Genomic DNA, 24,013 nt, shown 5'->3' with positions numbered 1-24,013 from the left:
TGGGGGTGGCTTCCTGGCCGTTTGATCTTGCTCAGGCTGTTGAATGGGTCTGGGCCGGCTGGAGGGGCTGCTTCTGCGGAAGGGCGGCTGGTCGTGTCTCGTGGGTTGGTTCTCGCGGGTGTGGCTGGCTTGTCCGTGTTGGTATAGGAGACACACTCTCTGCTGCCTGTGTTTGGTGGTGGTGGGTGCCCCCCTTTTGCGTGCTTGGTGCGTGTGGGGGTGGCATGCTGTCGGGGTTCTGGGGCAGTGCGCCCTGGGTTGCCCGGCCCGTCCAGGGTTCCATTTCTTGGGGTTTTGGGTGGGTGTGGGTGGGTTGGTTGTGAACTGTATAGTGGACGCGAGCATCTTACTGTAAGATTTCTGCGACAAGTTTCTTGATTTTGTCGTGTGTTTTGTTGTTTGTTTTTTTGAGCGTTCGGTGGATGCCTTGGCATCAGGGGCCGATGAAGGACGTGGTGGCCTGCGATATTCCTCGGGGAGCCGGCTGGCGGGCTGTGATCCGAGGGTTTCCGAATGGGGGGACCCGGCACGAGTTATGTCGTGTCACCTGCATCTGAATTGTATAGGGTGTGGGGGGTGACGCGGGGAAGTGAAACATCTCAGTACCCGTAGGAGAAGATATTCCGTGAGTAGTGGCGAGCGAAAGCGGATGATGGTTAAACCGTGTGCGTGTGATACTCGGCAGGGGTTGCGTGTGCGGGGTTGTGGGGCTGTCCTGTCCTCTTCTGCCGGAGAGGGGGCGCGTGTGCTGGCTGGTAGCTGAATCGTCTGGGAAGGCGTGGCGTAGTGGGTGATACCCCCGTAGGCGGAACTGGTTGGTGCGTGTCTGGGATGGTGTTGCCCGAGTAGCACGGGGCTCGTGGAATCCTGTGTGAATCTGCCAAGACCACTTGGCTGCCTGAATACCTCCTGATGACCGATAGTGGATAGTACCGTGAGGGAATGGTGAAAAGTACCCCGGGAGGGGAGTGAAATAGTACCTGAAACCGGGCGCTTACAAGCCGTCAGAGCCTCCCGCATGTTTTTTGTGTGTGGGGGTGGTGGCGTGCCTTTTGAAGAATGAGCCTGCGAGTCAGTGGCGTGTCGCGAGGTTAACCCGTGTGGGGTAGCCGTAGCGAGAGCGAGTCCGAATAGGGCGAGTGTAGTGGCGCGTTCTGGACCCGAAGCGGGGTGATCTACCCATGGCCAGGTTGAAGCACGTGTAAGAGCGTGTGGAGGACCGAACCCACCTAGGTTGAAAACTGGGGGGATGAGCTGTGGGTAGGGGTGAAAGGCCAATCAAACTCCGTGATAGCTGGTTCTCCCCGAAATGCATTTAGGTGCAGCGTCGCGTGTTGCCCGGCGGAGGTAGAGCTACTGGGTGGCTGATGGGCCCCACAGGGTTACTGACGTCAACCAAACTCCGAATGCCGTTCGGGTTGTAGCGTGGCAGTGAGACTGCGGGGGATAAGCTCCGTGGTCGAGAGGGAAACAGCCCAGATCGCCGGCTAAGGCCCCTAAGCGTGTGCTAAGTGGGAAAGGATGTGCGGTCGCGCAGACAACCAGGAGGTTGGCTTAGAAGCAGCCATCCTTGAAAGAGTGCGTAATAGCTCACTGGTCAAGTGATCGTGCGCCGACAATGTAGCGGGGCTCAAGCACACCGCCGAAGCCGCGGACCCATGACAGTGTTCCTTTCACCGTCCGGCTTGCCCGGGTGGTGGCAGGGGTTGTGGGTGGTAGGGGAGCGTCCTGCACCGGGGGAAGCCTGTGGGTGACTGCTGGTGGACGGTGCGGGAGTGAGAATGCAGGCATGAGTAGCGATACTAGGGTGAGAAGCCCTAGCGCCGAATGACCAAGGGTTCCAGGGCCAGGCTAGTCCGCCCTGGGTGAGTCGGGACCTAAGGCGAGGCCGACAGGCGTAGTCGATGGATGACGGGTTGATATTCCCGTACCGGCGAAGCACCGCCCATGCTGACGCGCGGGTGCTAACCCACGCCCGGCCGCCATAATGGCCGCGCCTACTCCTTTCGGGGGGTGGTGTGGTTGTGGTGGTGGGGTCTGGGGACCCTCCGTGCAGGTAGGCAAGCGTGTTAACAGGGGTGACGCACAGTGGTAGCCCGGCGGACCTGATGGCTTGGTCCGTTCAAGCGCGCAGCCCGTCCTCCAGGTAAATCCGGAGTGGCTGTCTTTGATGACGGGGGTGAGGCGTGATGGTGACCCCACGCTGGTGGGGGATAACAGGGTGATCCTGGGGTGCCGAGAAAAGCCTCGACGCGATGGTGCCAGCCGCCCGTACCCTAAACCGACACAGGTGGTCGGGCAGAGTATGCCTAGGCGCACGAGTGAATCATGGTTAAGGAACTCGGCAAAATGCCCCCGTAACTTCGGGAGAAGGGGGGCCCGAACCCTGAAGCCCCTTTTGCGGGCTAGGGGGGAGGGTCGCAGAGGCCAGGGGGAAGCGACTGTTTACTAAAAACACAGGTCCGTGCGAAGCCGTAAGGCGATGTATACGGACTGACGCCTGCCCGGTGCTGGAAGGTTAAGAGGAACCATCAGCCCCCTCTTGGGGGTGAAGTGGTGAATTTAAGCCCCAGTAAACGGCGGTGGTAACTATAACCATCCTAAGGTAGCGAAATTCCTTGTCGGGTAAGTTCCGACCTGCACGAATGGCGTAACGACTTCCCCGCTGTCTCAACCATGAGCTCGGCGAAATTGCAGTACGAGTAAAGATGCTCGTTTCGCGCAGAAGGACGGAAAGACCCCGGGACCTTTACTACAGCTTGGTATTGGCGCCCGCTATAGCTTGTGCAGGATAGGTGGGAGACTGTGAAGCCGCCACGCCAGTGGTGGTGGAGTCGTCCTTGAAATACCACTCTGGTTATGGCGTGCGCCTGAACCTGGGCCCGTGATCCGGGTTAGGGACAGTGCCTGGTGGGTAGTTTAACTGGGGCGGTTGCCTCCTAAAGTGTAACGGAGGCGCTCAAAGGTTCCCTCAGCCTGGTCGGCAACCAGGTGTTGAGTGCAAGTGCACAAGGGAGCTTGACTGTGAGACCGACGGGTCGAGCAGGTACGAAAGTAGGAACTAGTGATCCGGCGATCCCGTGTGGGTGGGTCGTCGCTCAACGGATAAAAGGTACCCCGGGGATAACAGGCTGATCCTGCCCAAGAGTCCATATCGACGGCATGGTTTGGCACCTCGATGTCGGCTCGTCGCATCCTGGGGCTGGAGCAGGTCCCAAGGGTTGGGCTGTTCGCCCATTAAAGCGGTACGCGAGCTGGGTTTAGAACGTCGTGAGACAGTTCGGTCCCTATCCTCTGCGCGCGCAGGAGACTTGAGAAGGCCTGTCCCTAGTACGAGAGGACCGGGACGGACGAACCTCTGGTGTGCCAGTTGTCCCGCCCGGGGCACGGCTGGTTGGCTACGTTCGGGAAGGGTAACCGCTGAAAGCATCTAAGCGGGAAACCATCTTCAAGATAAGGTCTCCACAAGAAGGACTTGTCCTTCTTGGTAGGCCCCCAGCAGACTACTGGGTTGATAGGCCAGGAGTGGAAGACCGGCAACGGTTGACTGAGCTGACTGGTACTAATAGGCCAACACAAACAACAACACCCCTCAACACCACACACCTAGCGTGCGTGAGAATGCCGGGGGTGAGCGATACAGCATGCGCAAGGCGTCCACTATACGGTCCACACCCAACCCAACCACACACAAGCACACACACGCAGCGTGTGGTCAGCGGGCAGCCCAGGCAACCAGATAATCGAATAACCGTCACCACAATCAAGACGGCCCACGCACTGCCCGTACAGTCGTCTCGGTGGTCACAGCGACAGGGAAACGCCCGGCACCCATCCCGAACCCGGAAGCTAAGCCTGACAGCGCCGATGGTACTGCACCCGCCAGGGTGCGGGAGAGTAGGACACCACCGAGCACACACCACACAGCTGGCCCGGGAACCGCCAACAACAGCGGCCCCGGGCCAACTGCTTGTCTGGGTGTTGATGAGGGTCCTCGACATCACCCTGTGCTGCAGGTGGTGACATCACGAAGGCTCGGCTCCCTCATGGATCTGTTGCTCGAGGGCTTCGATGATGCAGGTGATGGCTTCGTCGGCGGCCTTCCAGTCGTCGGTGGCGAGTGCCAGCAGAAGGGCCCCCCGATACCCGGCAAGCGCCGTCGATATGACTGCCTCCACCTTCTGCGGGGGAACGCCTCCGGATGTTAGTTGGCCGCTCATTGCATGAACCCAGTCGTCGTCAAGGGTGCGGACAAGGGGGCGGTAGGTCGCCGGTTCGCGAACTGACAATGCGGCCAGTTCGAAGTAGAGCGCAAGAAAAGACTGTGACTGCGGTTGCTTGGCCTCCTCCCACAGCCGGCCTATCGCCTCGGAGATGGCTTCGCCTGCGGTGGCAGACGCGGTTGGTGGGTCTTCCAGCAGCTCCTTGATCGCAGGCCGGCGTCGGCGTAGATGCCGGATCGCTTCCACAATCAGATTCTCTTTGCTGTCGAAGTGATAGAGCAGAGTGCGAGGGGAGACCCCCAGATCGGACGCCAAGGGTCTCAGGGTGAGTCCGTGGAGTCCTCGATTCAGAAGCGAGTCTGCTGCGCGATCGAGAAGTCTGGCAGTGATCTGGGGGTCCTGAGGTCTGGCCACCCCCTATTCTTACCACGGTCGTTTCAGTAATGTAGAGGCATGTGCTCGCAACATTTTGAACCTACTCGCGACGACCTGCGCTCCGCGCTCGCCTATGGTGTGGGGATCTGGGCGCTGGCGACGACGGTCATCGTGATAGCCGGCCCGATTCTCGTACCTGCTGCGGGATCTGCCATTGCCGTAGGAGTGACTGTTCTGTACGCCCTGGGGGCGCTGCTGGTGTCCCACCTCGCCTACAGCGTCTACCGGCTGAGGCGCCCAGATACCTTGATGCTTCGCCTTGTTTTCGGGACGACAGCCGCTGCGTCGGGTCTCATTCTTGACGCAGTGACCTATGCCGTGTGTGCTGGACGCTATCCTGCCTTGTCCGGCTCTCAGCAAGGATCGATAGCGTTCTTCTTGGTGGCCGCCTACGGTGCCATGCTTCTTGCTCCGCATCTACGTCGTCGTCGCGGTTAGCGACGGTGACCTTGGCTGGGGTACGGGGACGGAATCAACGAAGGCCTGTGCCGCCGGGCTGGGGTTGAAGGAGTCCCAAGCGAGGTACTCCACCCGGACGGGGCCATCGCTGACTGGGATGCACGCGCAGCCGGGCACCTCGCGGGCCACGCTGGGAGCAACAAGCGCCGCCCCCAGCCCCTGACGCACGAGGCCCGTGAGCAGCTCAGCCGTATTCACCTCGAAGCTCACCTCGCGGCGGAGCCCCGCCCTGTCAAAGGCCAGGTCGGACTGCTCGCGTCCCGACGACCCTGCCGGAAAGTCCACGAAAGGCTCATCGGCCAGGTCCTCAAGACGGAGCCGGCGCCGGCCTGCCAGTCGGTGATCCACCGGCAGCACCGCCACCAGGTGCTCCCGCGAGAGCTCTCGCGTCCGCACGCCCTGCGGCGTGACGGCCTCCGCCAGGCCGAGGAAGCCCACGTCCAGCGTCCCCGCGGCGATACGACGGAGGAAGTCATCGCTGCCGCCAGTGCGCACGTGCACGCTGACCTCGGGATAGCTGCGACGGAATGCACCCAGGACGGCCGCAACGTCCACCGCAGTGACGGTGGGGATCACTCCGATGGTCAACGAGCCCCTGATCTCCCCGTGGGCGGCCGCTGCCGCGACCTTCGCGCGCTCCGCCGCCTGCAGGCATAACCGCGCCTGCTTCACGAACGCTTCCCCGGCGGGTGTCACCTCCACCTTGCGGCTCGTGCGCGCGAACAGCGTCACCCCCAGCTCGCTCTCCAGTGACTTGATCTGACGACTCAGGGCCGACTGCACCACGAAGCACCGCTCGGCCGCGCGAGTGAAGCTCTGCTCCTCAGCAATGGCCACGGCGTATCTCATCTGCTGCAGCTCCACCCATCAATCTTAGAAGAGCATCGCTGTCATCTCATCTATGTCATCGACGAATCGATGTGCGCGCTTCAGGCTGGAGGCATGACGACTCATGCCGCCCCCTCCAGCGCCACGCGCGATTCCAGGTCGGCCGCGCCCGGCGGCGCCCTGTCAGACGGCCGGATGAGAATCGCCTGGATCGCCCTGACGGCCCTAGCGCCGGCCGTCTGGGGGACGACGTACATCGTCACCACCCGAGCCCTTCCACCTGGGCATCCGGTCTTCGCCGCGCTGATGCGCACACTTCCTGCGGGTGCCCTCGCCCTCCTGGCCGCCCGGCAGCTGCCGCGCGGAACCTGGTGGTGGAAGAGTCTCGTCCTCGGGGCTCTCAACATGACGTGCTTCTTCCCCCTGCTCTTCGTCGCCGCGCAGCGCCTGCCCGGGGGCGTTGCCGCGACACTCGGGGCCGCGCAACCGATCATCGTCGCGGGCCTCGCCGTCACTGTGCTCGGTGAGCGCCTGTCGGCATGGAGACTGATATGGGGCGTGAGCGGCGTCGTCGGTATCGCACTCGTCGTCCTGGGACCACAGGCACAGCTCGACGCCCTCGGAGTGGCGGCCGGCCTGGGCGGTGCCGTCTCCATGGGCCTGGGAGTCGTCCTCACTAAACGCTGGGGCAGGCCCGACGGCATCAGCGCCCTCGGCCTGGCCGGCTGGCAGCTCACCGGCGCCGGCCTGCTGCTGATCGTGCCCGCCCTCGTCCTCGACGGCATCCCAGCCGGAATCGGTACCAGAGCCGTAGCGGGATACGCCTGGCTCGGGCTCGTGGGAGGACTGGCCGCCTACGTCCTCTGGTTCGAGGGCATACGCCGACTGCCGGTCACGCCGACGACGCTGCTGGGCCTGCTCTCACCCCTGACCGCGGCACTCCTCGGGCACATCATCGCCGGTGAGGCGCTCACGCCTCTCCAGCTCCTGGGATTCGCGCTCGCTCTGACCGCGATGAGCGCGGGCCAGCTCGCCCCGCCCTCTTCCCGATCCTCCTCTCGAAAGGACCCGTCATGAGAATCATCGTCCTGGGTGCCACCGGCATGGCCGGAACAGCCGTCGTCAATGAGGCGCTGAGCCGCGGTCACGAGGTGACCGCCGTCTCCCGGCGACGCCATCGGGCCGGCGCCGGCGTCACCTCATGCCTGCTGGACGTCACCGACGTCGGGAGCGTGGCCGGCCTCCTGAAAGACAGTGATGCCGCCGTCGTCGCACTCCGCCCGCCTGCGGGTCACGAGAGCGACCTGGTCCGACTGACGGAGGCTGTCCTGGACGCCGCCTCCCTGAGCCGAACGCCTCTGCTCATCATCGGGGGCGCAGCCCCACTGAGCTCGCCCAGCGATCCCGGCACCCTCGCCATTGACGACCCCACCATTGTGCCGCCGGCCTGGAAAGACGTGGCCCAGGCGAGTCTCGATCAGTTCCGTGCCTGCCAGGCGCACGGCTACGAGGGCTGGGTCTATCTCAGCCCGCCGGCGATCTTCGGCCCGGGAGACGTCACCGGCTCCTACCGCCGCGGAACCACCACGCTTCTGCGGGACGCTCACGGAGAATCCCGCATCAGCCCCGAGGACCTTGCTCTCGCCGTCGTCGATGAGTTGGAGCACCCCGGTGGCGAGCAGCATGTCACCGTCATCGCCTCGCCCCGAGGGGACTCAGACCCAGGACGACAGAAGCATGTGATGGATCCAGAAGGAACGTGAGACTGTCTGTCCGGTCCAGATCGGCCACCAGAAGGCCGCCGCCGCGCAGGCCAGGAGCGTGACCGCGATGATGAGGCAGATGCCCTCGGTGCGGATCTGCCACGTGGGTGCCATCGTCCAGTTCGATAGGAAGGCCCACGCCCGGCGCCGGCCGGCCGGCTGCGGAGCGCCGTCGTCGGACGATGCCGGCGTGGCGGTGCCCGACGGCGGCGACAGGTCCGGGTAGCCGGTCAGCTCCTTGTAGGTCTGCTGCTGCGTCGCATCGGCCCGAGGGTCGGTGACGGAGGCGTCGCTGCCGGACTCGAGGTCGTCGTCGGCATCGGTCGAGGTCGTGCTGATGCGGTACATGCCGGGATCGGTCTCCACCACCGGGGGTGTCCACACGGGCGTGCGCCCGAACTGCGGACCGAAACCCAGGAATCTGGCCCCCACACCTCGCCATGGCCGAATGTCCGGGCCGATCTGTCCCCTCCTGATGGCCTCCATCTGCGCCTTGGCGCTCGTCGAGCCCGGCAGTGGTGGCAGCAGCCCGGAAGCCATGCCCAGCGCCAGCACGAGAACGAGTACGACGCAGGGTACGAAGGCCACCGTGTAGAAGGTGAAGATGGTGCGGTCCCGGTACTGGAACCACGGCACGTACAGGCCCAGGTAGCCGATAAGAGGCACCCAGGCCCGCCAGTCGCGGTTCTTCACCCCGATGATGATCACGGCCACCAGCGCCACCACGGCTGACCACCAGATGACGATGTTCCCGATCGAGGTGATCGCCTGAATGCACTCCCCGTCCCAACAGGTCTGCGGTACCTGCGCCTTCTCCTGCCAGAAGAAGGAGGTCGGCCGGGTCTGCAGCAGCCAGCCGGAGGGCTTCGACTGGTACGGGTGCGCAGCGGCCAGACCCACGTGGAACTCGTAGGTCCTCTGGTGGTAGGCGATGAAGTCGTTGATGTTGTAGAGCACCGAGTCGTTGACGTGCCCGGGCAGCCAAGGGACAGGAACTGACCCGCCATGCTTGAGCTGGCTCTCCGCCCAGCCGTGCATGTAGGCGCCGGGGTGGGTGAACCAGGACCACCAGCAGGTGACGTAGACCGCGACGGCCGCCGGCACCATGTGGAGGAAGTCGCTCACACCCTGGGCGACGGTCCCCTCCAGGAACCAGGCCCGCGCCCCGACCCGCCGCAGTGCGAGCGTGTCCCAGGTGACGACGACGATGCCGGAGGCCGCCACCAGGTAGAGCCCCGACCACTTGATGGAGCAGGTCAGCCCCAGTGCGATGCCGGCCGCCAGCAGCCAGAAGCGGAAGGTGGCGTGCGGGGCCCGCGCCCCCGGTCTCGTCCCCGCCATCTTGCGGGCCAACCTCGCCCGCGACCACTCCCGGTCCCGGACCAGGCAGTACAGGGTCACGGTGGCGAAGAAGCCGATGAACACGTCCAGCAGCCCGATGCGCGACTCGGTCAGGGCCACGCCGTCGATCGCCAGGAACAGCCCGGCCAGGCCCGCCAGCAGGGGCGAGCGGGTCAGGCGCATCGTCAGACGCGCCAGCAGCATCACCGTGAGGATCCCGGCGATGGCCGGCATGATCCGCCAGCCGAAGGGCGAGGCCGGCCCGAAGACCTCCATGCCGGCGCCGATGAGCCACTTGCCCAGCTGGGGGTGGACGACGTAGGCGGCGTTATCAGTCAGTTTGGAGAAGTCCCCGATGGCGAAGGCCGCATCGGCGTTGTCCTTCCAGCTCCCCTCATAACCCAGGCGCCACAGGGAGTAGGCGTCCTTGACGTAGTAGATCTCATCGAACATGAGCGTCTTGGGATGGTTCAGCCCGATGAGGCGCAGCAGCGCTGCGATGACTCCGACGACGCCGGTGACGATCCAGCCGCGGACCCTCACGGCGCGGGGCATGTCCCAGAACAGTCCCGGTAGGCGCATCAGCTCGGCGATGATCCATGTGACGACGGAGGTGAACCACCGGCGGAGTCTCGGTGCCCGAGGGGGGCCCTTCTTCAGTCCGACAAGGCGCAGCAGTGCTCCGATGACTTGGACGAGACCGTCCACGAAGGAGTTGCCGAGTCGCGTGGCGACGACCATCTCATGGTCCACCGGCCCCAGCCCGAGCAGGGTGCGCAGCTCGGCCTCGGTGCGCTCCTCGATGGCGGGCTCGGCCGGTGCGGGGCCTGTGGCCTCATCCCGCCCCGGGGCGGGTTCCTGTGCTCGTTCCTGCTCCACGTCCGGGCCGGAGGAACCGTCACGGGACTGCTCGGGGGACTGTTCAGGGGACAGCGCGCTCGGAGTCGTCACACCCCGAGTCTAGGCGGCAGCCTCTTCGAGAGCGCACCGACATACTGTGTCCCTATGATTGAGAGCAGCCCGTCCGCAGAAGCCGCGATTGTTGGAGACGGCCACGATGACAGACCCGGCCCGGGCGACCAGGACGAATCCACTGCCGACCACGGCCTCGCTGCTCCCGCCGCCCACAGCCCCGACCTGCGGGGCGGGACGATCACCCTGGCCGCCACCCCGATAGGCAACGTCTCCGACGCGTCCCTGCGCCTGCGCTGCGCCCTGGAGCAGGCCGACCTCATTGCCGCCGAGGACACCCGCCGGCTGCGGGCCCTGGCCCAGCGCCTCGACGTCGAGTCCTGTGGGCGCGTCATCGCCTTCCACGAGCACAATGAGCGTGAGCGCGCCCCCGAGCTGCTCGAGGCCGCCCGCAGCGGCCTGCGAGTCCTGGTCGTCTCCGACGCCGGGATGCCATCGGTCTCCGACCCCGGGTACCGACTCGTCCAGGCCGCGGTCCGGGAGCAGGTACCCGTCACCGTCGCACCGGGCCCCTCGGCGGTGCTGACCGCTCTGGCCCTGTCCGGGCTGGCCTCCGACCGGTTCTGCTTCGAGGGATTCCTGCCGCGCAAGCCGGGGGAGCGGCGTCGCGCCCTGGAGTCCCTGGCCACCCAGGAGCGCACCATGATCTTCCTGGAGTCGCCCCGCCGCGTCCACGACTCCCTGGCGGCCATGGCCGGGGTTCTCGGTGCTGATCGCCCCGCGGCACTGTGCCGGGAGCTGACCAAGACCCATGAGCAGGTGCTGCGGGCCACGCTGGCCGAGCTGGCCCGGGCCACGGCCGACGGCGTCCTGGGGGAGGTGGTTCTCGTCGTCGCCGGAGCCGAGCCCGCCGCCGCCAGCCCCCAGGACGTCGCGCGCCGGGCCCTGGCGCTGGCCGAGAGCGGCATGCGCCTCAAGGCGGCTGCGGCCCAGGCGGCCGCCGAGGGCGGCCTGCGCCCCAACGAGGTCTACCGCGCGGCCCTGGAGATGCGTAATACCGCAGACTGACCCGACCGGGTCCCCGGCGCGGCCGATCCCGCTATGGTCGGGTCATGAACACTGAGCACCGCACCGGTTCCCAGGCCCGCGCTCGCCGGGCCCTCATCGTCGTCGACGTCCAGCCCACCTTCTGCGAGGGAGGCGCTCTGGCGGTGGCCGGCGGCAACGCCGTCGCCGAGCGCATCGCCACCCACCTGTCCTCCCACCGGGGGGACTACGACCTGGTGGTCACCACCCAGGACTGGCACATCGATCCCGGTGAGCACTTCTCCAGCGAGCCCGACTTCGTCGACACCTGGCCCGTTCACGGCGTGGCCGACTCCGCCGAGGCCCAGCTCCATCCCGCCCTGAGCGGCCTGGACGCCGACGCCGCCGTGAAGAAGGGCCAGTACGCCGCCGCCTACTCCGGTTTCGAAGGCGTTGACGAGGACGGCCGCACCCTGGCCGACATCCTGGGCGCCGCCGGCATCGAGGCCGTCGACGTCGTCGGCCTGGCCGAGTCCCACTGCGTCAAGGACACCGCCCTGGACGCGGCCCGGCAGGGCTACCGGGTGCGGGTCCTGACCGACCTGACCGAGCCGGTCAGCCCCGAGCTGGGACGTGTCGCCCGCGCCGACATGAGCGCCGCCGGCATCGAGCTGGCGCCCTCCTACTGAAGCGCTGTCGACACCGGCCACCAACCTGTTCACCAGGCTGTGGCCCCGAGCAACAGGGGTGCCCTCGCCGAATTCTCTCGGCGAGGGCACCCCTGCGTCGGCTGAGACGGGCTACTGGGCCGGCCAGCCACCGGGCTGCTGGTACGGGCCCGGCTGTCCGGGGTGCCCCTGCTGGTTGTACGGCCCCTGCTGCACAGGCTGGGTGAACACCGACGGCTGCTCGGGCTGAGCCTGCTGCTGAGCCGGTTGCTGCCCCGTCCAACCGAACTGGGCGGTCGGCGCTATTTGCGAGTACTGAGGCGCAGCTCCTGCCCCGGCCGCCGAGGGCGCGTAAGGGGCCTGCTGGGGCGCCGGCTCCGGCTGCTGGTACTGGGGCTGCTGGGCGTACTGCGGCGGCTGCTCGGACTGCCAGGCGCCCTGCGTGTAGACGGTCGGGGTACCGGGGGCCGCCCCGGTCATCGTGCTGAACGCCTCACCCGTCGCGGTCGGGGCCGTACCGGCGGCTGCCAGCTTGGAGCGCCAGGCCATGCCGCCGGCGCCCATCGCCAGGCCCACGACCCCCATGATGATCGCCCCGACAAGCCCGAACAGTGACAGCAAGGTGGCCTTCGCTGACGAGGGGGCGACGATCTCGCCCACGGAGACTCCCGCGGTGTTGTTGCAGTCAACGGTGTAGGCGCCCGACTTCTGGGAGGAGAAGGTCGAGAAGAGCTGGCCGCCCTTGACCTTCGTGGACGACGAGCTGGATTTCGTGGCGACGTCGTCGCCATCGGGCGAGGTCACCGAGCACTCCGGCGCGTCATCGCCGTCGCTGTAGAACAGCCCGTAGGTGCTGCCCTTGTCCAGCTCCACCGTGGCGGCCTGGTCCTCCGGCAGGCTGGCGACGGTGGCGTTGAACTGGCTGCGGGTGACCGCCGAGCCGATCCCGCCGATGACGGCGATGAGGAGGATGGCCAGCCCGGCCACCGCCAACGCCGTTGGCACGGCCAGGCTCCTGGACGTCGTCGACTGGCTCGCGGCACCCGGGTAGCCGGCCTGGGGCGTCTGGAGCGGTGCGGCCGGCGGGTACTGCGGAGGCTGGCCGCCTGCCAGGGCGGGGTCGTAGCCGTTCGCCGACCAGCCTGCTGGGTTCGCTGAGTACTGGGAGCCGGGGTACTGGGACATAACTGGCCTTTCTGGTCCATCGTGTCCGTGTGTGAGGCGCGTGGGAACACATCATGACGGCGCGCACGGCAGCATCGCGATGCTGAGACCTCACGGCACCCCCGAAATCCATCGGGAGCTGCCGAAACGTGCCGGAACATTCACCGAGCGGGAGCCGCACGACTCGGACAGACTACCGGGTGCCGGTGCGGTCCCGCAGGCCGTGGACCAGATCCGCGGCCGTGGACTGAAGCGGCCGGGAACCCGATAGGCTGACCTCCATGACCCACATCCTGTCCGCAGTCGCCTGGCCGTACGCCAACGGCCCGCGTCACATCGGCCACGTCGCCGGCTTCGGTGTCCCCTCTGACGTCTTCTCGCGCTACATGCGCATGGCCGGTCATGACGTCCTCATGGTCTCGGGCACCGATGAGCACGGCACCCCGATCCTCGTCGCCGCCGACGAGGAGGGCCTCAGCGCCCGTGAGCTCGCCGACCGCAACAACCGGCTCATCGTCGAGGACCTCGTGGCCCTGGGCCTGTCCTACGACCTGTTCACCCGCACCACCGCCGGCAACCACTACCACGTGGTCCAGGACATGTTCACCACCGTGCGGGACAACGGCTACATGGTCCAGCAGGTGACCCGCTCAGCGATCTCGCCCTCCACCGGGCGCACCCTGCCCGACCGCTACATCGAGGGCACCTGCCCGATCTGCGGCGCCGAGGGCGCCCGCGGGGACCAGTGCGACACCTGCGGCAACCAGCTCGACCCCACCGACCTCATCAGCCCGCGCTCGCGGATCAACGGCGAGACCCCCGAGTTCGTGGAGACCACCCACTGGTTCCTGGACCTGCCCGCCCTGGCTCAGGCCCTGGGTGCCTGGCTCGACGAGCGCGAGGCCTCCGGCACCTGGCGGCCCAACGTCATCAAGTTCTCCCAGAACCTCCTGGACGACATCCGCCCGCGCGCCATGACCCGGGACATCGACTGGGGCATCCCGGTGCCCGGCTGGGAGGACCAGCCCACCAAGCGCCTCTACGTCTGGTTCGACGCCGTCATCGGCTACCTGTCCGCCTCCGTGGAGTGGGCGCGCCGCAGCGGCGACCCCGAGGCGTGGCGCGCCTGGTGGAACGATCCGCAGGCCCTGTCCTACTACTTCATGGGCAAGGACAACATCGTCTTCCACTCCCAGATCTGGCCGGCTGAGCTCCTGGGCTACAACGGCCAGGGCGAGAGCGGCGGCGAGCCCGGGCGCCTGGGCGTGCTCAACCTGCCCACCGAGGTCGTCTCCAGCGAGTTCCTCACCATGGAGGGCAAGAAGTTCTCTTCATCCCACGGCATCGTCATCTACGTGCGCGACTTCCTCCAGCGCTACCAGGCCGACGCCCTGCGCTACTTCATCTGCGCGGCCGGCCCGGAGACCGCGGACGCGGACTTCACCTGGGCGGAGTTCGTGCGGCGCACCAACGGCGAGCTCGTGGCCGGCTGGGGCAACCTCGTCAACCGCACCGCCTCCATGATCCACAAGCGCTTCGGACAGATCCCCGAGCCCGCCGAGCTCCAGGCCATCGACCGGGTCCTGCTCGACGCCGTCGAGGCCGGCTTCGCCTCCGTGGGCGACCTCATCGCCCAGCACCGTCAGAAGGCGGCCCTGGGAGAGGCGATGCGTCTGGTCGGCGAGGCCAACAAGTATGTGGCCGACACCCAGCCCTTCAAGCTCAAGGGCGAGGACCCCGCCACCCAGGCCCGCCTGGCCACGGTCCTGCACACGCTGGCCCAGGCGGTCGCCGACCTCAACCTCATGCTCTCGCCCTTCCTGCCGCACGCCGCCAACGACGTCGACCGGGTCCTGGGCGGACGCGGCCGGATCGCTCCGATGCCCCGTATCGAGGAGGTCGACGAGCTCGACCCCGAGCACCTGCCCGAGGCCTTCGACGGCCGCACCGGCTACCCGGTCATCACCGGCGACTACCGGGACGCTCCCACCTGGGGGCGCCACCCGGTCGCCGTCGGCACCCCCGTGGACAAGCCGGCCCCGGTGTTCACCAAGCTGGACGAGTCGATCGTCGAGGTCGAGCTGGCCCGTTACGCCGGCTCCGTGCCCGACGACGTCACCGGCTCCTGAGGGCGCATGGGCTCGAGGAAGCGCGACCGCTCCTGGCCGCCGGCCGACGCCGTCGCCCCCCTGGCGGCCCCGGTCACCGACAACCACACGCACCTGCCGGTTCCCGCGGACCCCGGCGGCCCCGGCTCGGAGGCGCCGCTGAGCGCCGCCGAGCTGGTCGGGCGCGCCGCCGCCGTCGGCGTCACCCGCGTGGTGACCTCCGCCTGCGAGGTCACCACCTGGGAGGAGAGCCTGGCCCTGGCCCGAGAGCTGCCAGGGGTGCGCGTGGCTCTGGCCGTGCACCCCAACGAGGCCGTCCTCCACGCCGGGGTGCGCGAGACCGGGCCCGACGGGCTCGCCCCGCGCGCCCGGGCGCACCACGCCGAGCCGCTCGAGGAGGTCATGGTCCGCCTGGAGGGGACGCTCAGGGCGAACGCCGACGTCGTCGTCGCCGTCGGAGAGAGTGGCCTGGATTTCTTCCGCACCGGTGAAAAGGGGGCCGCCGCTCAGCGCGAGGCCTTCCGGGCGCACATCGCCCTGGCCAAGGACCTCGACCTGCCCCTGCAGATCCACGACCGTGACGCGCACGCCGCCTGCGTGGAGGTGCTCAAGGCCGACGGCGCCCCGGGACGCACCGTCTTCCACTGCTTCTCAGGCGGTCCGCACCTGGCCGCCGCCTGCGCCGAGCACGGCTGGTACGCCTCCGTCGCCGGCCCGCTCACCTATCCGGCCAACGACTCCCTGCGCGAGGCGGTCGCCGCCCTGCCCGGCGAGCTCCTCCTGGTGGAGACCGACGCCCCCTACCTTCCTCCCAGGCGCTGGCGCGGCCGCCCCAACGCCTCCTACCTCCTGGGCGACACGGTCCGCTTCCTGGCCGAGCAGCGGGGCCTGAGTGAGGAAGACCTCTGCCGCCGTCTGCAGGCCACCACTGAGGCGGTCTACGGGGCCTGGTGATCGCCTCGGCCATCCGGGGCCGCCCTCGGTGCTCCGACCTACGGCTGCTGACGTCCTGCGGGGAGGGTGCCCGGAATCCGGGGAAGAGGGAAAGAGGCGACGGCGGATCCCGGGCGGCCGATTTTGTCCGGACGGCGGTTCCCAGGTTGCCATCGTTCACTCAGGACTGTCCCAGGTAGATAGCAGGTGGGGATCAGGGCCTCTCTGCACGGTTCCATCACAAGCCCACAGGGTGTGAGCAGGTGCATTGGCACGCCCCTGGGTCATCGGTTACGGTGACATGCAGTCGTCAAACGAAGGAAGTTCTATCGTGGGTCGTCACTCCCAGACCAGCTCCCTGAGTACCACACTCACCGGCCTCGGCTCCTTGGCCTCCAAGAGGCGGGCCGCATCCGGTCTCCATGGCCGTCGTCGTGCCGACGGGCCTGCCAAGACCTCCCTGACCCCCATGCTCTTCAAGGCGGGGGGCGCCGCTGCGGCCTTCTCCCTGGCGGTCTCCGGTGCCGCGTACGCCGCCATCTCCGCGGGGGATGACGAGGGACGCTCCTCCTCGGGCGGTTCCTTCGGGCTGATCGGTGGTGAGTCCGAAGGGCAGGCCAAGGCGTCCGCCACCCAGAAGGCGGGCTCCGGCAAGATCGCCAGCGCTCAGACCTCCACCACCACCGTCGACGAGCCGCAGGTTCACGGCACGGTGAAGAAGGAGACCGACGCGCTGCCCAAGGGTGAGACCAAGGTCGAGACCGCCGGTGTCGACGGACTCGTGCGCACCACCTACGAGGTCACCACCCAGGACGGTAAGGAGATCTCCCGCACCCCGGTCGCCCAGGTCGTCGTCACCCAGAAGGTGGATGAGGTCGTCCTGGTGGGTACCGGGGCTCAGCAGGAGGCCGCTGCCCAGGCCGAGCAGGAGGCCGCCGCTCAGGCTCAGGCTCAGCAGGAGGCTGCTGCTCAGGCTCAGGCTCAGCAGGAGGCCGCCGCCCAGGCCGACGGTGGCGGTGAGGGCTCGGGCAACAGCGCTCCGGCACCCGCGGCCAACCCCGGCGCGGGGACCGACCCCGACAGCGCCAAGGCCATCGCCCGGTCCATGATGGCCGGCCACGGCTGGGGAGACTCCGAGTTCTCCTGCCTGGAGAACCTGTGGACCCGTGAGTCCAGCTGGAACTACCAGGCCGAGAACGCCTCCTCGGGCGCCTACGGCATCCCCCAGGCGCTGCCCGGCAGCAAGATGAGCGAGGTCGCCGACGACTGGGCCACCAACCCCACCACCCAGATCACCTGGGGTCTGAACTACATCTCCGGCCGTTACGGCACCCCCTGCTCGGCCTGGGCCCACTCCGAGTCCGTCGGCTGGTACTGAGTCGAATCGGTCGCCCGGGACGTCCCCTCGTTCCGCGGTGCCCGGTACGTCATCGACGGTGCTCGCCTCCCCGCGTGGGGCGAGCACCGTCGCCATCGTTATGGGACGCGTGTCACAAAAGAGTGAGGTGGTTTATTGTCCTCACCATGACGCTTCCACTACCGTGGCACTCGCCGTCGATTGGAAGGACGTCTCCCCATGACTCCCCTCGCCCGTCCCCACGCTCATGCTCTGACTGAGGATCCGCAGGAACCGGTCTCGCAGGAGGCTCCCCAAGAGCAGCGGGGCATGCGCACCATCGCGCTGCGCGCCGGTCTGGCGGCCCTGGCCCTGTCGGTTGCGGTCTCCGGGGCCGCCTACGCCGCAGTGCGAGCGGGGGAGCCCTCTCGGGCCTCCGGCGTCGAGGCTGCCGGGCGGCGCTCCGACAGTCTGGGTGCTGAGGGCGGTCACAGCAGGGTCTCGGTCACGCCGAACGCGCAGAAGGTGACCACCGAGACGGTTGACGCCACCGACCCCCACGGTTCCGTCCAGCAGGAGAGCAGCGACCTGCCCGAAGGTGAGACCAAGGTGGTCACTCCCGGTGTCGACGGCGTCGTGCGCACCACCTACGAGGTCACCACCGTTGGCGGCAAGGAGGTCTCCCGCACTCCGGTCGCGCAGGTCGTCGTCACCCAGAAGGTGGATGAGGTCGTCCTTGTCGGCACCGGCGCGGCCAAGAAGCAGGAGAGCAAGCAGGACCAGTCTCAGGCGCAGGGCCAGGGCCAGGAGCAGGCTCAGCCTCAGCCCCAGGCCCAGACGCAGGGACAGGCCTCGACGCCCTCGGAGTCCTCCGGCGGGTCCGGCGGGAGCACGGGCACGACCAGGAGTGAGGTCGGGGACGACGTCTGGGGCAAGCTCGCCCAGTGCGAGTCCGGTGGCAACCCGCAGACCAACACCGGTAACGGCTTCTACGGCATGTACCAGTTCACCCTGGAGACCTGGCAGTCCCTGGGTGGAACCGGCTATCCTCACGAGGCTGACGCCGCCACCCAGACCGCCATGGCCAAGAAGCTCCAGGCCCAGGCCGGCTGGGGGCAGTGGCCCGGCTGCGCCGACAAGCTCGGCCTGCGCTGAGCGGCCGGAGCCGCCGCGGGGACGTCACGCACGCTCCGGGACGCGATCATGCGGAGAGCACGCGGCATGTTCCCAGATATCTCACAGTGACAAAAGGTGGGCGCCGGTTACTGTGTCCCCATGACGTTGCCGGCCCCCGATTCACAGGTGCCTCCGGCAGGAGCCGCCCGCGCCGACGGGCACACCCCTGCGGGAGCCTGTGAGGCCACCTCCGAGCCCCCCGCCGATGCCGCCCGCACGGACCGCACCTGCCAGGACCCTCGCGATCCCCGGGATCACAACGCCTTCCCGGGATCCCGGGCCGCCGGCCTGCTGGGCCCCACCGAGGTCCGCGGCCTGTCTCAGGCGCTGGGCATCCGTCCCACCAAGACGCTGGGGCAGAACTTCGTCCACGACGCCGGCACGGTGCGCCGCATCGTGAAGAGTGCGGGCGTGCGCCCCGACGACACGGTCCTGGAGATCGGGCCGGGGCTGGGCTCCCTGACCCTGGCCCTCCTGGAGGCCGGGGCGCGAGTGATCGCCGTCGAGATCGACCCCGCCCTGGCCCGGGCACTGCCCGTCACCGTCGCCGATCGCATGCCTCAGGCCGCCGGTCGCCTCAGCCTCATCGAGGCCGATGCGCTGAGCATCACCGGTCCGCAGTCGCTGGACGAGACCGGGAACCCTCCCACCCGCCTCGTGGCGAACCTGCCGTACAACGTGGCCGTCCCCGTCCTGCTCACCGCGCTGGAGGCCCTGCCCAGCCTGGAGAGCGTCACCGTCATGGTCCAGTCCGAGGTCGCCGACCGCCTCGCCGCCGAACCCGGCTCGCGGACCTACGGGGTCCCCAGCCTCAAGGCCGCCTGGTACGCCGCGGCCCGTCGCACCCTGACCATCTCACGACACGTCTTCTGGCCCGTGCCCAACGTCGACTCAGCCCTCGTCGAGCTCGTGCGCCGCCGGCCCCCTGCCACGCGCGCCACCCGTGAGCAGGTCTTCGCCGTGGTCGACGCCGCCTTCGCCCAGCGCCGCAAGACCCTGCGCAAGGCCCTGGCGAAGCTCGCCGGAGGGGCCGACGCCGCCGAGAGCGCCCTGCGCGCCGCCGGAATCGACCCGGCGCGGCGCGGCGAGACCCTCGACATCACCGCCTTCGCCGCCCTGGCCGAGGTGCTGCAGCCCGTCGCCGCCGACGAGACCGCTGCGCCAACGCCTCCCACCTCACAGGAGCAGTCATGAGCCATCTGCGTGCCGTTCCCGACGGCCCCACCGGTCCGCGCGAGTCCTCCACGCCGCCGCCCCGCAGCGGCTCGGCCAGCTCGGTGCGCGTCGAGGCCCCGGGCAAGGTCAACCTCTTCCTGTCCGTCGGCGCCCCCGGCACCGACGGCTACCACCCGCTCACCACGGTCTTCCAGGCGGTCCGCCTCATCGAGACCGTCACCGCCCGCCGACAGTCCGCTCAGGACCACGGCACCGTCACGCTCACCCTCGAGGAGCCCGATGCCGACGTCCCCGTCGATGACTCCAACCTGGCCGTGCGGGCCGCCACGCTCCTGGCGCAGACCGCCGGCGTCGGCGAGGGAGTCGACCTCCTGCTGCGCAAGCGCGTTCCCGTCGCCGGCGGAATGGCCGGAGGGTCCGCCGACGCCGCCGCCGCCCTCGTGGCGTGCAACGCCCTATGGGGCACGGGCCTGTCCCTGCCCGAGCTCTCCGCCCTGGCCGCCCGCCTCGGGGCCGACGTCCCCTTCCCCCTGACCGGGGCCACCGCCGTCGGGAGCGGCCGCGGCGACCGCGTCACCCCGATCATGACCCGGGGCGCCTACCACTGGGTCTTCGCCCTGGCCGATGATGGCCTGTCCACGCCGGCGGTCTTCCGGCGCTTCGACGAGCTGGCCGGCATCGTCCCGGCCGGCGCAGGCCGGGGCGCAGGATTCACCGGCGGTCCCGTGGCGCGGGACGTGCCCGAGGCCCTCACCGCCGCCCTGCGCGCCGGGGATGCCCGTGCCCTGGCGGGCTCCCTCCACAACGACCTCCAGGCCGCCGCCCTCGACCTGCGCCCCGAGCTGGCCCGGGTCATCGCCGTGGCCGAGGAGGCCGGGGCCCTGCGCGCCATCGTCTCCGGCTCCGGCCCCACCATCGCCGCCCTCGTCGAGGACCCCGGCAGCGCCCAGCGGGTCTCGCGCGCGCTGAAGGCCTCGGGCCTGGTGGCCGACGTCCTGCGCGCCGACGCCCCCGTGGCCGGCGCCCGGGTGGTGGGCTGATGGCGCACCTGCTCGGCGTGGAGAACCTGCGTCTGACGGTCGGCTCCCGCCTGCTCCTGGACGAGGTCACCCTGGGGCTGGAGGACGGCACGCGCGTCGGTGTCCTGGGCCCCAACGGTGCCGGCAAGTCCACCTTCCTGGCGGCCCTGGCCGGTCGGCGCGAGCCCGACGGCGGCCGCGTCACCCGCACCGGCGGCGTGAGCGTGGCCGTCCTCAGCCAGACCGACGACCTGCCGCCGGGCGCCACCGTGCGCACCGCCATCCACGGCCAGGCACCCGAGCACGAGTGGGCCTCCGATCCGGCCGTGCGGGACATCCACGCCGGGCTCATCGCCGACCTCGACCTGTCCGCCGACGTCGCCACCCTCTCCGGTGGGCAGCGCCGTCGCGTCGCCCTGGCCGCCGTCCTCACCCGCCGCGCCGACGTCGTCATCCTCGACGAGCCCACCAACCACCTCGACGTCGAGGGCGTGGACTGGCTCGCCCGCCACCTGCGGGCCCGCTTCAACGGCCCGGGCGGCCGCGGTTCCGGCGCCCTGGTCACCGTCACCCACGACCGCTGGTTCCTGGACGCCATCTGCACCAATGTCTGGGAGGTCGTCCCCGGCGTCGACCCCGGCGGCGGGCGCCCCCAGGCGGCCGGCCGCATCGAGACCTACGACGGCGGGTACGCCGCCTACGTCCTGGCCCGGGCCGAGCGCGCCCGCCAGGCCGCCGTGGCCGCCGTCAAGCGCGAGAACCTCCTGCGCAAGGAGCTGGCCTGGCTGCGCCGCGGCGCCCCCGCCCGCACCTCCAAGCCCCGCTTCCGCATCGATGCCGCCGAGGCCCTCATCGCCGACGTGCCGCCCCCTCGCGACACCGTGACGCTGACCGCCATGGCCACCGCCCGCCTGGGCAAGAAGGTCCTCGACCTCGAGGACGTCACCGTGCGCTACCCCGGTCCGCCCACCGACACCGGCGAGGCGACCCAGCGGGAGGTCCTGCGCCGAGTCACCTGGCGGCTCGCACCCGGCGAGCGGGTCGGCGTCGTCGGCGTCAACGGTGCTGGTAAGACCACCCTGCTGCGTCTGCTCGAAGGTACCCAGGAACCCACTGGCGGCCGCGTCGTCTGCGGCAAGACCGTCCAGGTGGCCACCCTGTCCCAGTCCACTCACGAGCTCGACGCGCTCGCGGACCTGCGCGTCGTCGAGGCCGTGGCCATGGTGGGGGAGAGGGTCGTCGTCGGGGACAAGGAGATGACTGCGGCCCAGCTCGTCGAGCGTCTGGGCTTCACCCGCCAGCGCGCCTGGACCCGGGTGGGCGAGGTCAGCGGCGGGGAGCGCCGCCGCCTCCAGCTCCTGCGCCTGCTCATGACCGAGCCCAACGTGCTCCTGCTCGACGAGCCCACCAACGACCTCGACACCGACACCCTGGCCGCCGTCGAGGACATCCTCGACTCCTTCCCCGGCACCCTCGTGGTCGTCTCCCACGACCGCTACCTTCTGGAACGGGTGACCGACCACCAGGTCGCGCTGCTGGGGGACGGCAGCGTGCGCGATCTGCCCGGCGGGGTCGAGCAGTACCTCCAGATGCGCCGCGAGGCCATGGGAGCCCCCGGCAGCCCGAGAGCCTCAGCGGGGGCCGCGCCATCCGCGGCGACGCGGGCGGCAGCTGAGCCCTCGTCTGAGCGCAGCGCCTCGAGCGGGGCCTGCCGCCACGAGGCCAGGAAGGCGCTGGGGCGCATCGAGCGGAAGATGGAGCGCGCGGCTCAGTCGCTCGCCGCGCTGCACGCGCGCATGGAGGAGGTCTCCGCCGACCCGAACCGGGTGGGGGAGCTGGCCGAGCTCGGCCGTGAGCTCGTGGCCGCTGAGGCGACCCATGCCGATCTGGAGGAGCAGTGGCTCGAGGCGGCGGAGGCGCTGGAGGCCTGAGGGGCGGCGCTGCCGCCGCGCCCTGGCGGGGGCCTCGTCGGGAATCGGTGGGGAGGAAGCGGGACGTCGGGGAGAGGGATGAGGGGCAGGGGGCAGGGACTTAAGCGGCGTCGTCGTTGCTCGTGACCGCGGGGGGGGGGGGCGTCCGTGCCGTTCAGACGACGGGGGCGACCTGGCGGGCCAGCTCGATGAGATGATCCAGGTTGGGAGCGATGTCCTCGGCGGCGGCGCCCCACAGACGCATGACCAGGTCCACCGGGACTGTCGGCAGCCCTGCCAGCCTCAGGACGACGACACCCTGGGTGGGGCCGTTGGACTCGTAGAAGGCGGAGAACCCCACCATGTCCGGGCCCGGCCGCAGGCGCACCAGCTCGGCCTCGGGCAGGAGCGCGGCGACGAGCTGACGCTGGGTGGCACGGCGCCCCTCCTTGGAGCCGTCATCCTTGGCGATCTCCAGGCTGAGGTCGATGACGAAGGGCGGGTGGGCGACGTCGTCGATGTGCATGAGCCGGGCGAAGCGCCCCTGACGCTCCATGGCCTGCAGCTCATTGAGCAGGGACTCCAGCTCGGAGCGCCACTGCGGTCCGGTCACTCCCAGGTGGGCACTGCGGTGCCTGGCCTCCTCCCGCGCCCACCCCGGAGGTGGGAAGGGCGGGATGATCACCCATCGCTGGGGATCAGGAGTGACCGCGATCTGCACTGTGTGTTCCTTCCGAGACCTCGTCCGACTGCGAGGAAGTGGGCTGGGCGCCTACCATGTCTGTCCTATGAGGACCCGAGAGCGACATACGACGATTATGCCTGCATCCGTACACCGCCGTGTGGTCCGCGTGCTGGTGGATGCGGGGCTCATCGTCGCACTCTGTGTCGTCTCGGAGCGTTGCTGTGGAATCTTATTCGCTGTCGGGGCGGTTGTGCTGCTTATTGCTGTGATGACCGCCATGATGGCGATGACAGGCGCCACACCCGGCGGGCTGGTGACCGGGGTCCGTCTCCGGAAGGTGATGGACACGAACAGCCCCCCTGGACGCTCTGCGGTGATTTACCTCGCATTTCTGGGTCTCTCTTTGGCGGCAACCGCAGGACTGGCACCCCTGGTGTTGTGGATCCTCTCACTATGGCGTGCCGAACAGCGCACCTGGTTCGATCGGTTGGCCGGGACGGTTCTCCTCAGCGCCAGACCGACCTCTGTGGCGACCTGCTCCCTGGTGGTTGAGGGGTCAGTAATCCCAGTTCTGGGGCCGATTGTTCTCGGGCGTCGGCCGGCCCCCATCGAGTCCCACCCGGATGCGCAGCTCGTCGCGGTGCTCCGTTCGGAGGACTCCGTGTCCAAGACGCACGCCCTATTCGTGCCCGCTTCGGATGGGGTGCTTATCACAGATCTGGGTTCAACGAACGGCACCCACGTCGAGGATGAGGAGGGCGTCCATCGACTCTCGCCCGGCCGACCGGAGTACGTGCACCGGGGACGGCAGGCATACTTGGGTGACGGTGTCTGTATCGTCCGTTGAGGAG

17 protein-coding genes and 2 rRNA genes are annotated in these 24,013 nt (G+C 68.7%); 14 read left to right on the top strand and 5 right to left on the bottom strand.

The genetic code is table 11. The features are described from left to right. Positions 1-393: 393 nt before the first annotated feature. Positions 394-3,587, top strand: a 23S ribosomal RNA gene (locus FBF36_RS11860). Positions 3,588-3,796: 209 nt separating this feature from the next. Next, a 5S ribosomal RNA gene (gene rrf, locus FBF36_RS11855) occupies positions 3,797-3,914 on the top strand. 111 nt (positions 3,915-4,025) lie between these two features. Here rrf and FBF36_RS11850 read toward each other — a convergent pair. Beyond that, positions 4,026-4,637, bottom strand: coding sequence for a TetR/AcrR family transcriptional regulator (locus tag FBF36_RS11850; protein WP_087943945.1), 612 nt, complete (start codon positions 4,635-4,637; stop codon positions 4,026-4,028). Between the two features lie 438 nt (positions 4,638-5,075). Continuing rightward, positions 5,076-5,981: a LysR family transcriptional regulator gene (locus tag FBF36_RS11845; protein WP_009393448.1), complete on the bottom strand. Its 906-nt coding sequence runs from the start codon at positions 5,979-5,981 to the stop codon at positions 5,076-5,078. Positions 5,982-6,059: 78 nt separating this feature from the next. Between FBF36_RS11845 and FBF36_RS11840 the strand changes: the two genes are divergently transcribed. Both FBF36_RS11840 and FBF36_RS11835 read left to right on the top strand, forming a co-directional pair. After that, on the top strand, positions 6,060-7,022 hold the full coding sequence (locus tag FBF36_RS11840; RefSeq protein ID WP_034491016.1) for an EamA family transporter: 963 nt from the start codon (positions 6,060-6,062) through the stop codon (positions 7,020-7,022). After that, positions 7,019-7,708 (top strand): NAD(P)-dependent oxidoreductase, encoded by a 690-nt coding sequence (locus tag FBF36_RS11835; RefSeq protein ID WP_009393443.1) that lies wholly within the window; start codon positions 7,019-7,021, stop codon positions 7,706-7,708. Before FBF36_RS11840 ends, FBF36_RS11835 begins: the two co-directional genes overlap by 4 nt. On the opposite strand, the gene FBF36_RS11830 is transcribed toward FBF36_RS11835, so the two are convergent. Continuing rightward, positions 7,661-10,000: a dolichyl-phosphate-mannose--protein mannosyltransferase gene (locus FBF36_RS11830; protein WP_009393439.1), complete on the bottom strand. Its 2,340-nt coding sequence runs from the start codon at positions 9,998-10,000 to the stop codon at positions 7,661-7,663. The two genes, FBF36_RS11835 and FBF36_RS11830, sit on opposite strands and share 48 nt — an antisense overlap. Before the next feature lie 54 nt (positions 10,001-10,054). Between FBF36_RS11830 and rsmI the strand changes: the two genes are divergently transcribed. After that, positions 10,055-11,029: a 16S rRNA (cytidine(1402)-2'-O)-methyltransferase gene (rsmI, locus tag FBF36_RS11825; RefSeq protein ID WP_138137610.1), complete on the top strand. Its 975-nt coding sequence runs from the start codon at positions 10,055-10,057 to the stop codon at positions 11,027-11,029. A gap of 44 nt (positions 11,030-11,073) precedes the next feature. Continuing rightward, the gene (locus FBF36_RS11820) at positions 11,074-11,676 is read left to right on the top strand and encodes an isochorismatase family protein (protein ID WP_009397608.1); all 603 of its coding nucleotides are present in this window, start codon (positions 11,074-11,076) and stop codon (positions 11,674-11,676) included. A 111-nt stretch (positions 11,677-11,787) separates the two neighbouring features. On the opposite strand, the gene FBF36_RS11815 is transcribed toward FBF36_RS11820, so the two are convergent. Then, positions 11,788-12,840: a hypothetical protein gene (locus FBF36_RS11815; protein ID WP_138137608.1), complete on the bottom strand. Its 1,053-nt coding sequence runs from the start codon at positions 12,838-12,840 to the stop codon at positions 11,788-11,790. Positions 12,841-13,100: 260 nt separating this feature from the next. Here FBF36_RS11815 and metG point away from each other — a divergent pair, with 260 nt between their 5' ends. The 7 genes from metG (at position 13,101) to FBF36_RS11780 (ending at position 22,498) form a co-directional block, all read left to right on the top strand. After that, a complete protein-coding gene (gene metG / locus FBF36_RS11810; protein ID WP_009397614.1) occupies positions 13,101-14,948 on the top strand; it encodes a methionine--tRNA ligase in 1,848 nt (615 codons plus the stop codon). 6 nt (positions 14,949-14,954) lie between these two features. Next, positions 14,955-15,881, top strand: a complete 927-nt coding sequence (locus FBF36_RS11805) for a TatD family hydrolase (RefSeq protein ID WP_138137606.1) — start codon at positions 14,955-14,957, stop codon at positions 15,879-15,881. Positions 15,882-16,191: 310 nt separating this feature from the next. Continuing rightward, complete coding sequence (locus FBF36_RS11800) at positions 16,192-17,238, top strand: G5 domain-containing protein (RefSeq protein ID WP_034491834.1); 1,047 nt, start codon at positions 16,192-16,194, stop codon at positions 17,236-17,238. Between the two features lie 198 nt (positions 17,239-17,436). Then, positions 17,437-18,351: a resuscitation-promoting factor gene (locus FBF36_RS11795; RefSeq protein ID WP_009395302.1), complete on the top strand. Its 915-nt coding sequence runs from the start codon at positions 17,437-17,439 to the stop codon at positions 18,349-18,351. A 120-nt stretch (positions 18,352-18,471) separates the two neighbouring features. Next, positions 18,472-19,566, top strand: a complete 1,095-nt coding sequence (gene rsmA, locus FBF36_RS11790) for a 16S rRNA (adenine(1518)-N(6)/adenine(1519)-N(6))-dimethyltransferase RsmA (RefSeq protein ID WP_009395301.1) — start codon at positions 18,472-18,474, stop codon at positions 19,564-19,566. Then, positions 19,563-20,588, top strand: a complete 1,026-nt coding sequence (locus tag FBF36_RS11785) for a 4-(cytidine 5'-diphospho)-2-C-methyl-D-erythritol kinase (RefSeq protein WP_075377520.1) — start codon at positions 19,563-19,565, stop codon at positions 20,586-20,588. Before rsmA ends, FBF36_RS11785 begins: the two co-directional genes overlap by 4 nt. Then, entirely contained in the window at positions 20,588-22,498 is a 1,911-nt protein-coding gene (locus tag FBF36_RS11780) for an ABC-F family ATP-binding cassette domain-containing protein (RefSeq protein ID WP_138137604.1), read from the top strand. The genes FBF36_RS11785 and FBF36_RS11780 overlap by 1 nt, the downstream gene beginning before the upstream one ends. 154 nt (positions 22,499-22,652) lie before the next feature. Here FBF36_RS11780 and FBF36_RS11775 read toward each other — a convergent pair whose 3' ends face one another. Beyond that, positions 22,653-23,198 (bottom strand): hypothetical protein, encoded by a 546-nt coding sequence (locus FBF36_RS11775; RefSeq protein ID WP_034491006.1) that lies wholly within the window; start codon positions 23,196-23,198, stop codon positions 22,653-22,655. 121 nt (positions 23,199-23,319) lie between these two features. Between FBF36_RS11775 and FBF36_RS11770 the strand changes: the two genes are divergently transcribed. After that, positions 23,320-24,009, top strand: a complete 690-nt coding sequence (locus tag FBF36_RS11770) for an FHA domain-containing protein (RefSeq protein ID WP_009393433.1) — start codon at positions 23,320-23,322, stop codon at positions 24,007-24,009. Positions 24,010-24,013: the final 4 nt, after the last annotated feature.

Source organism: Actinomyces sp. oral taxon 171 str. F0337, from assembly GCF_005696555.1.
In the GTDB taxonomy this organism is placed as follows: Bacteria; Actinomycetota; Actinomycetes; order Actinomycetales; family Actinomycetaceae; genus Actinomyces; species Actinomyces oris_E.
The sequence above is the reverse complement of the archived record's forward strand: the minus strand, read 5'-3'. Positions and strand labels throughout refer to the sequence as shown.

What these genes read in the sequence shown, in the direction of transcription:
- FBF36_RS11840 (WP_034491016.1), top strand. Translation starts at nt 6,060, where the DNA reads ATGACGACTCATGCCGCCCCCTCCAGCGCCACGCGCGATTCCAGGTCG.
- FBF36_RS11835 (WP_009393443.1), top strand. Translation starts at nt 7,019, where the DNA reads ATGAGAATCATCGTCCTGGGTGCCACCGGCATGGCCGGAACAGCCGTC.
- rsmI (WP_138137610.1), top strand. Translation starts at nt 10,055, where the DNA reads ATGATTGAGAGCAGCCCGTCCGCAGAAGCCGCGATTGTTGGAGACGGC.
- FBF36_RS11820 (WP_009397608.1), top strand. Translation starts at nt 11,074, where the DNA reads ATGAACACTGAGCACCGCACCGGTTCCCAGGCCCGCGCTCGCCGGGCC.
- FBF36_RS11815 (WP_138137608.1), bottom strand. Translation starts at nt 12,840, where the DNA reads ATGTCCCAGTACCCCGGCTCCCAGTACTCAGCGAACCCAGCAGGCTGG.
- metG (WP_009397614.1), top strand. Translation starts at nt 13,101, where the DNA reads ATGACCCACATCCTGTCCGCAGTCGCCTGGCCGTACGCCAACGGCCCG.
- FBF36_RS11805 (WP_138137606.1), top strand. Translation starts at nt 14,955, where the DNA reads ATGGGCTCGAGGAAGCGCGACCGCTCCTGGCCGCCGGCCGACGCCGTC.
- FBF36_RS11795 (WP_009395302.1), top strand. Translation starts at nt 17,437, where the DNA reads ATGACTCCCCTCGCCCGTCCCCACGCTCATGCTCTGACTGAGGATCCG.
- rsmA (WP_009395301.1), top strand. Translation starts at nt 18,472, where the DNA reads ATGACGTTGCCGGCCCCCGATTCACAGGTGCCTCCGGCAGGAGCCGCC.
- FBF36_RS11785 (WP_075377520.1), top strand. Translation starts at nt 19,563, where the DNA reads ATGAGCCATCTGCGTGCCGTTCCCGACGGCCCCACCGGTCCGCGCGAG.
- FBF36_RS11780 (WP_138137604.1), top strand. Translation starts at nt 20,588, where the DNA reads ATGGCGCACCTGCTCGGCGTGGAGAACCTGCGTCTGACGGTCGGCTCC.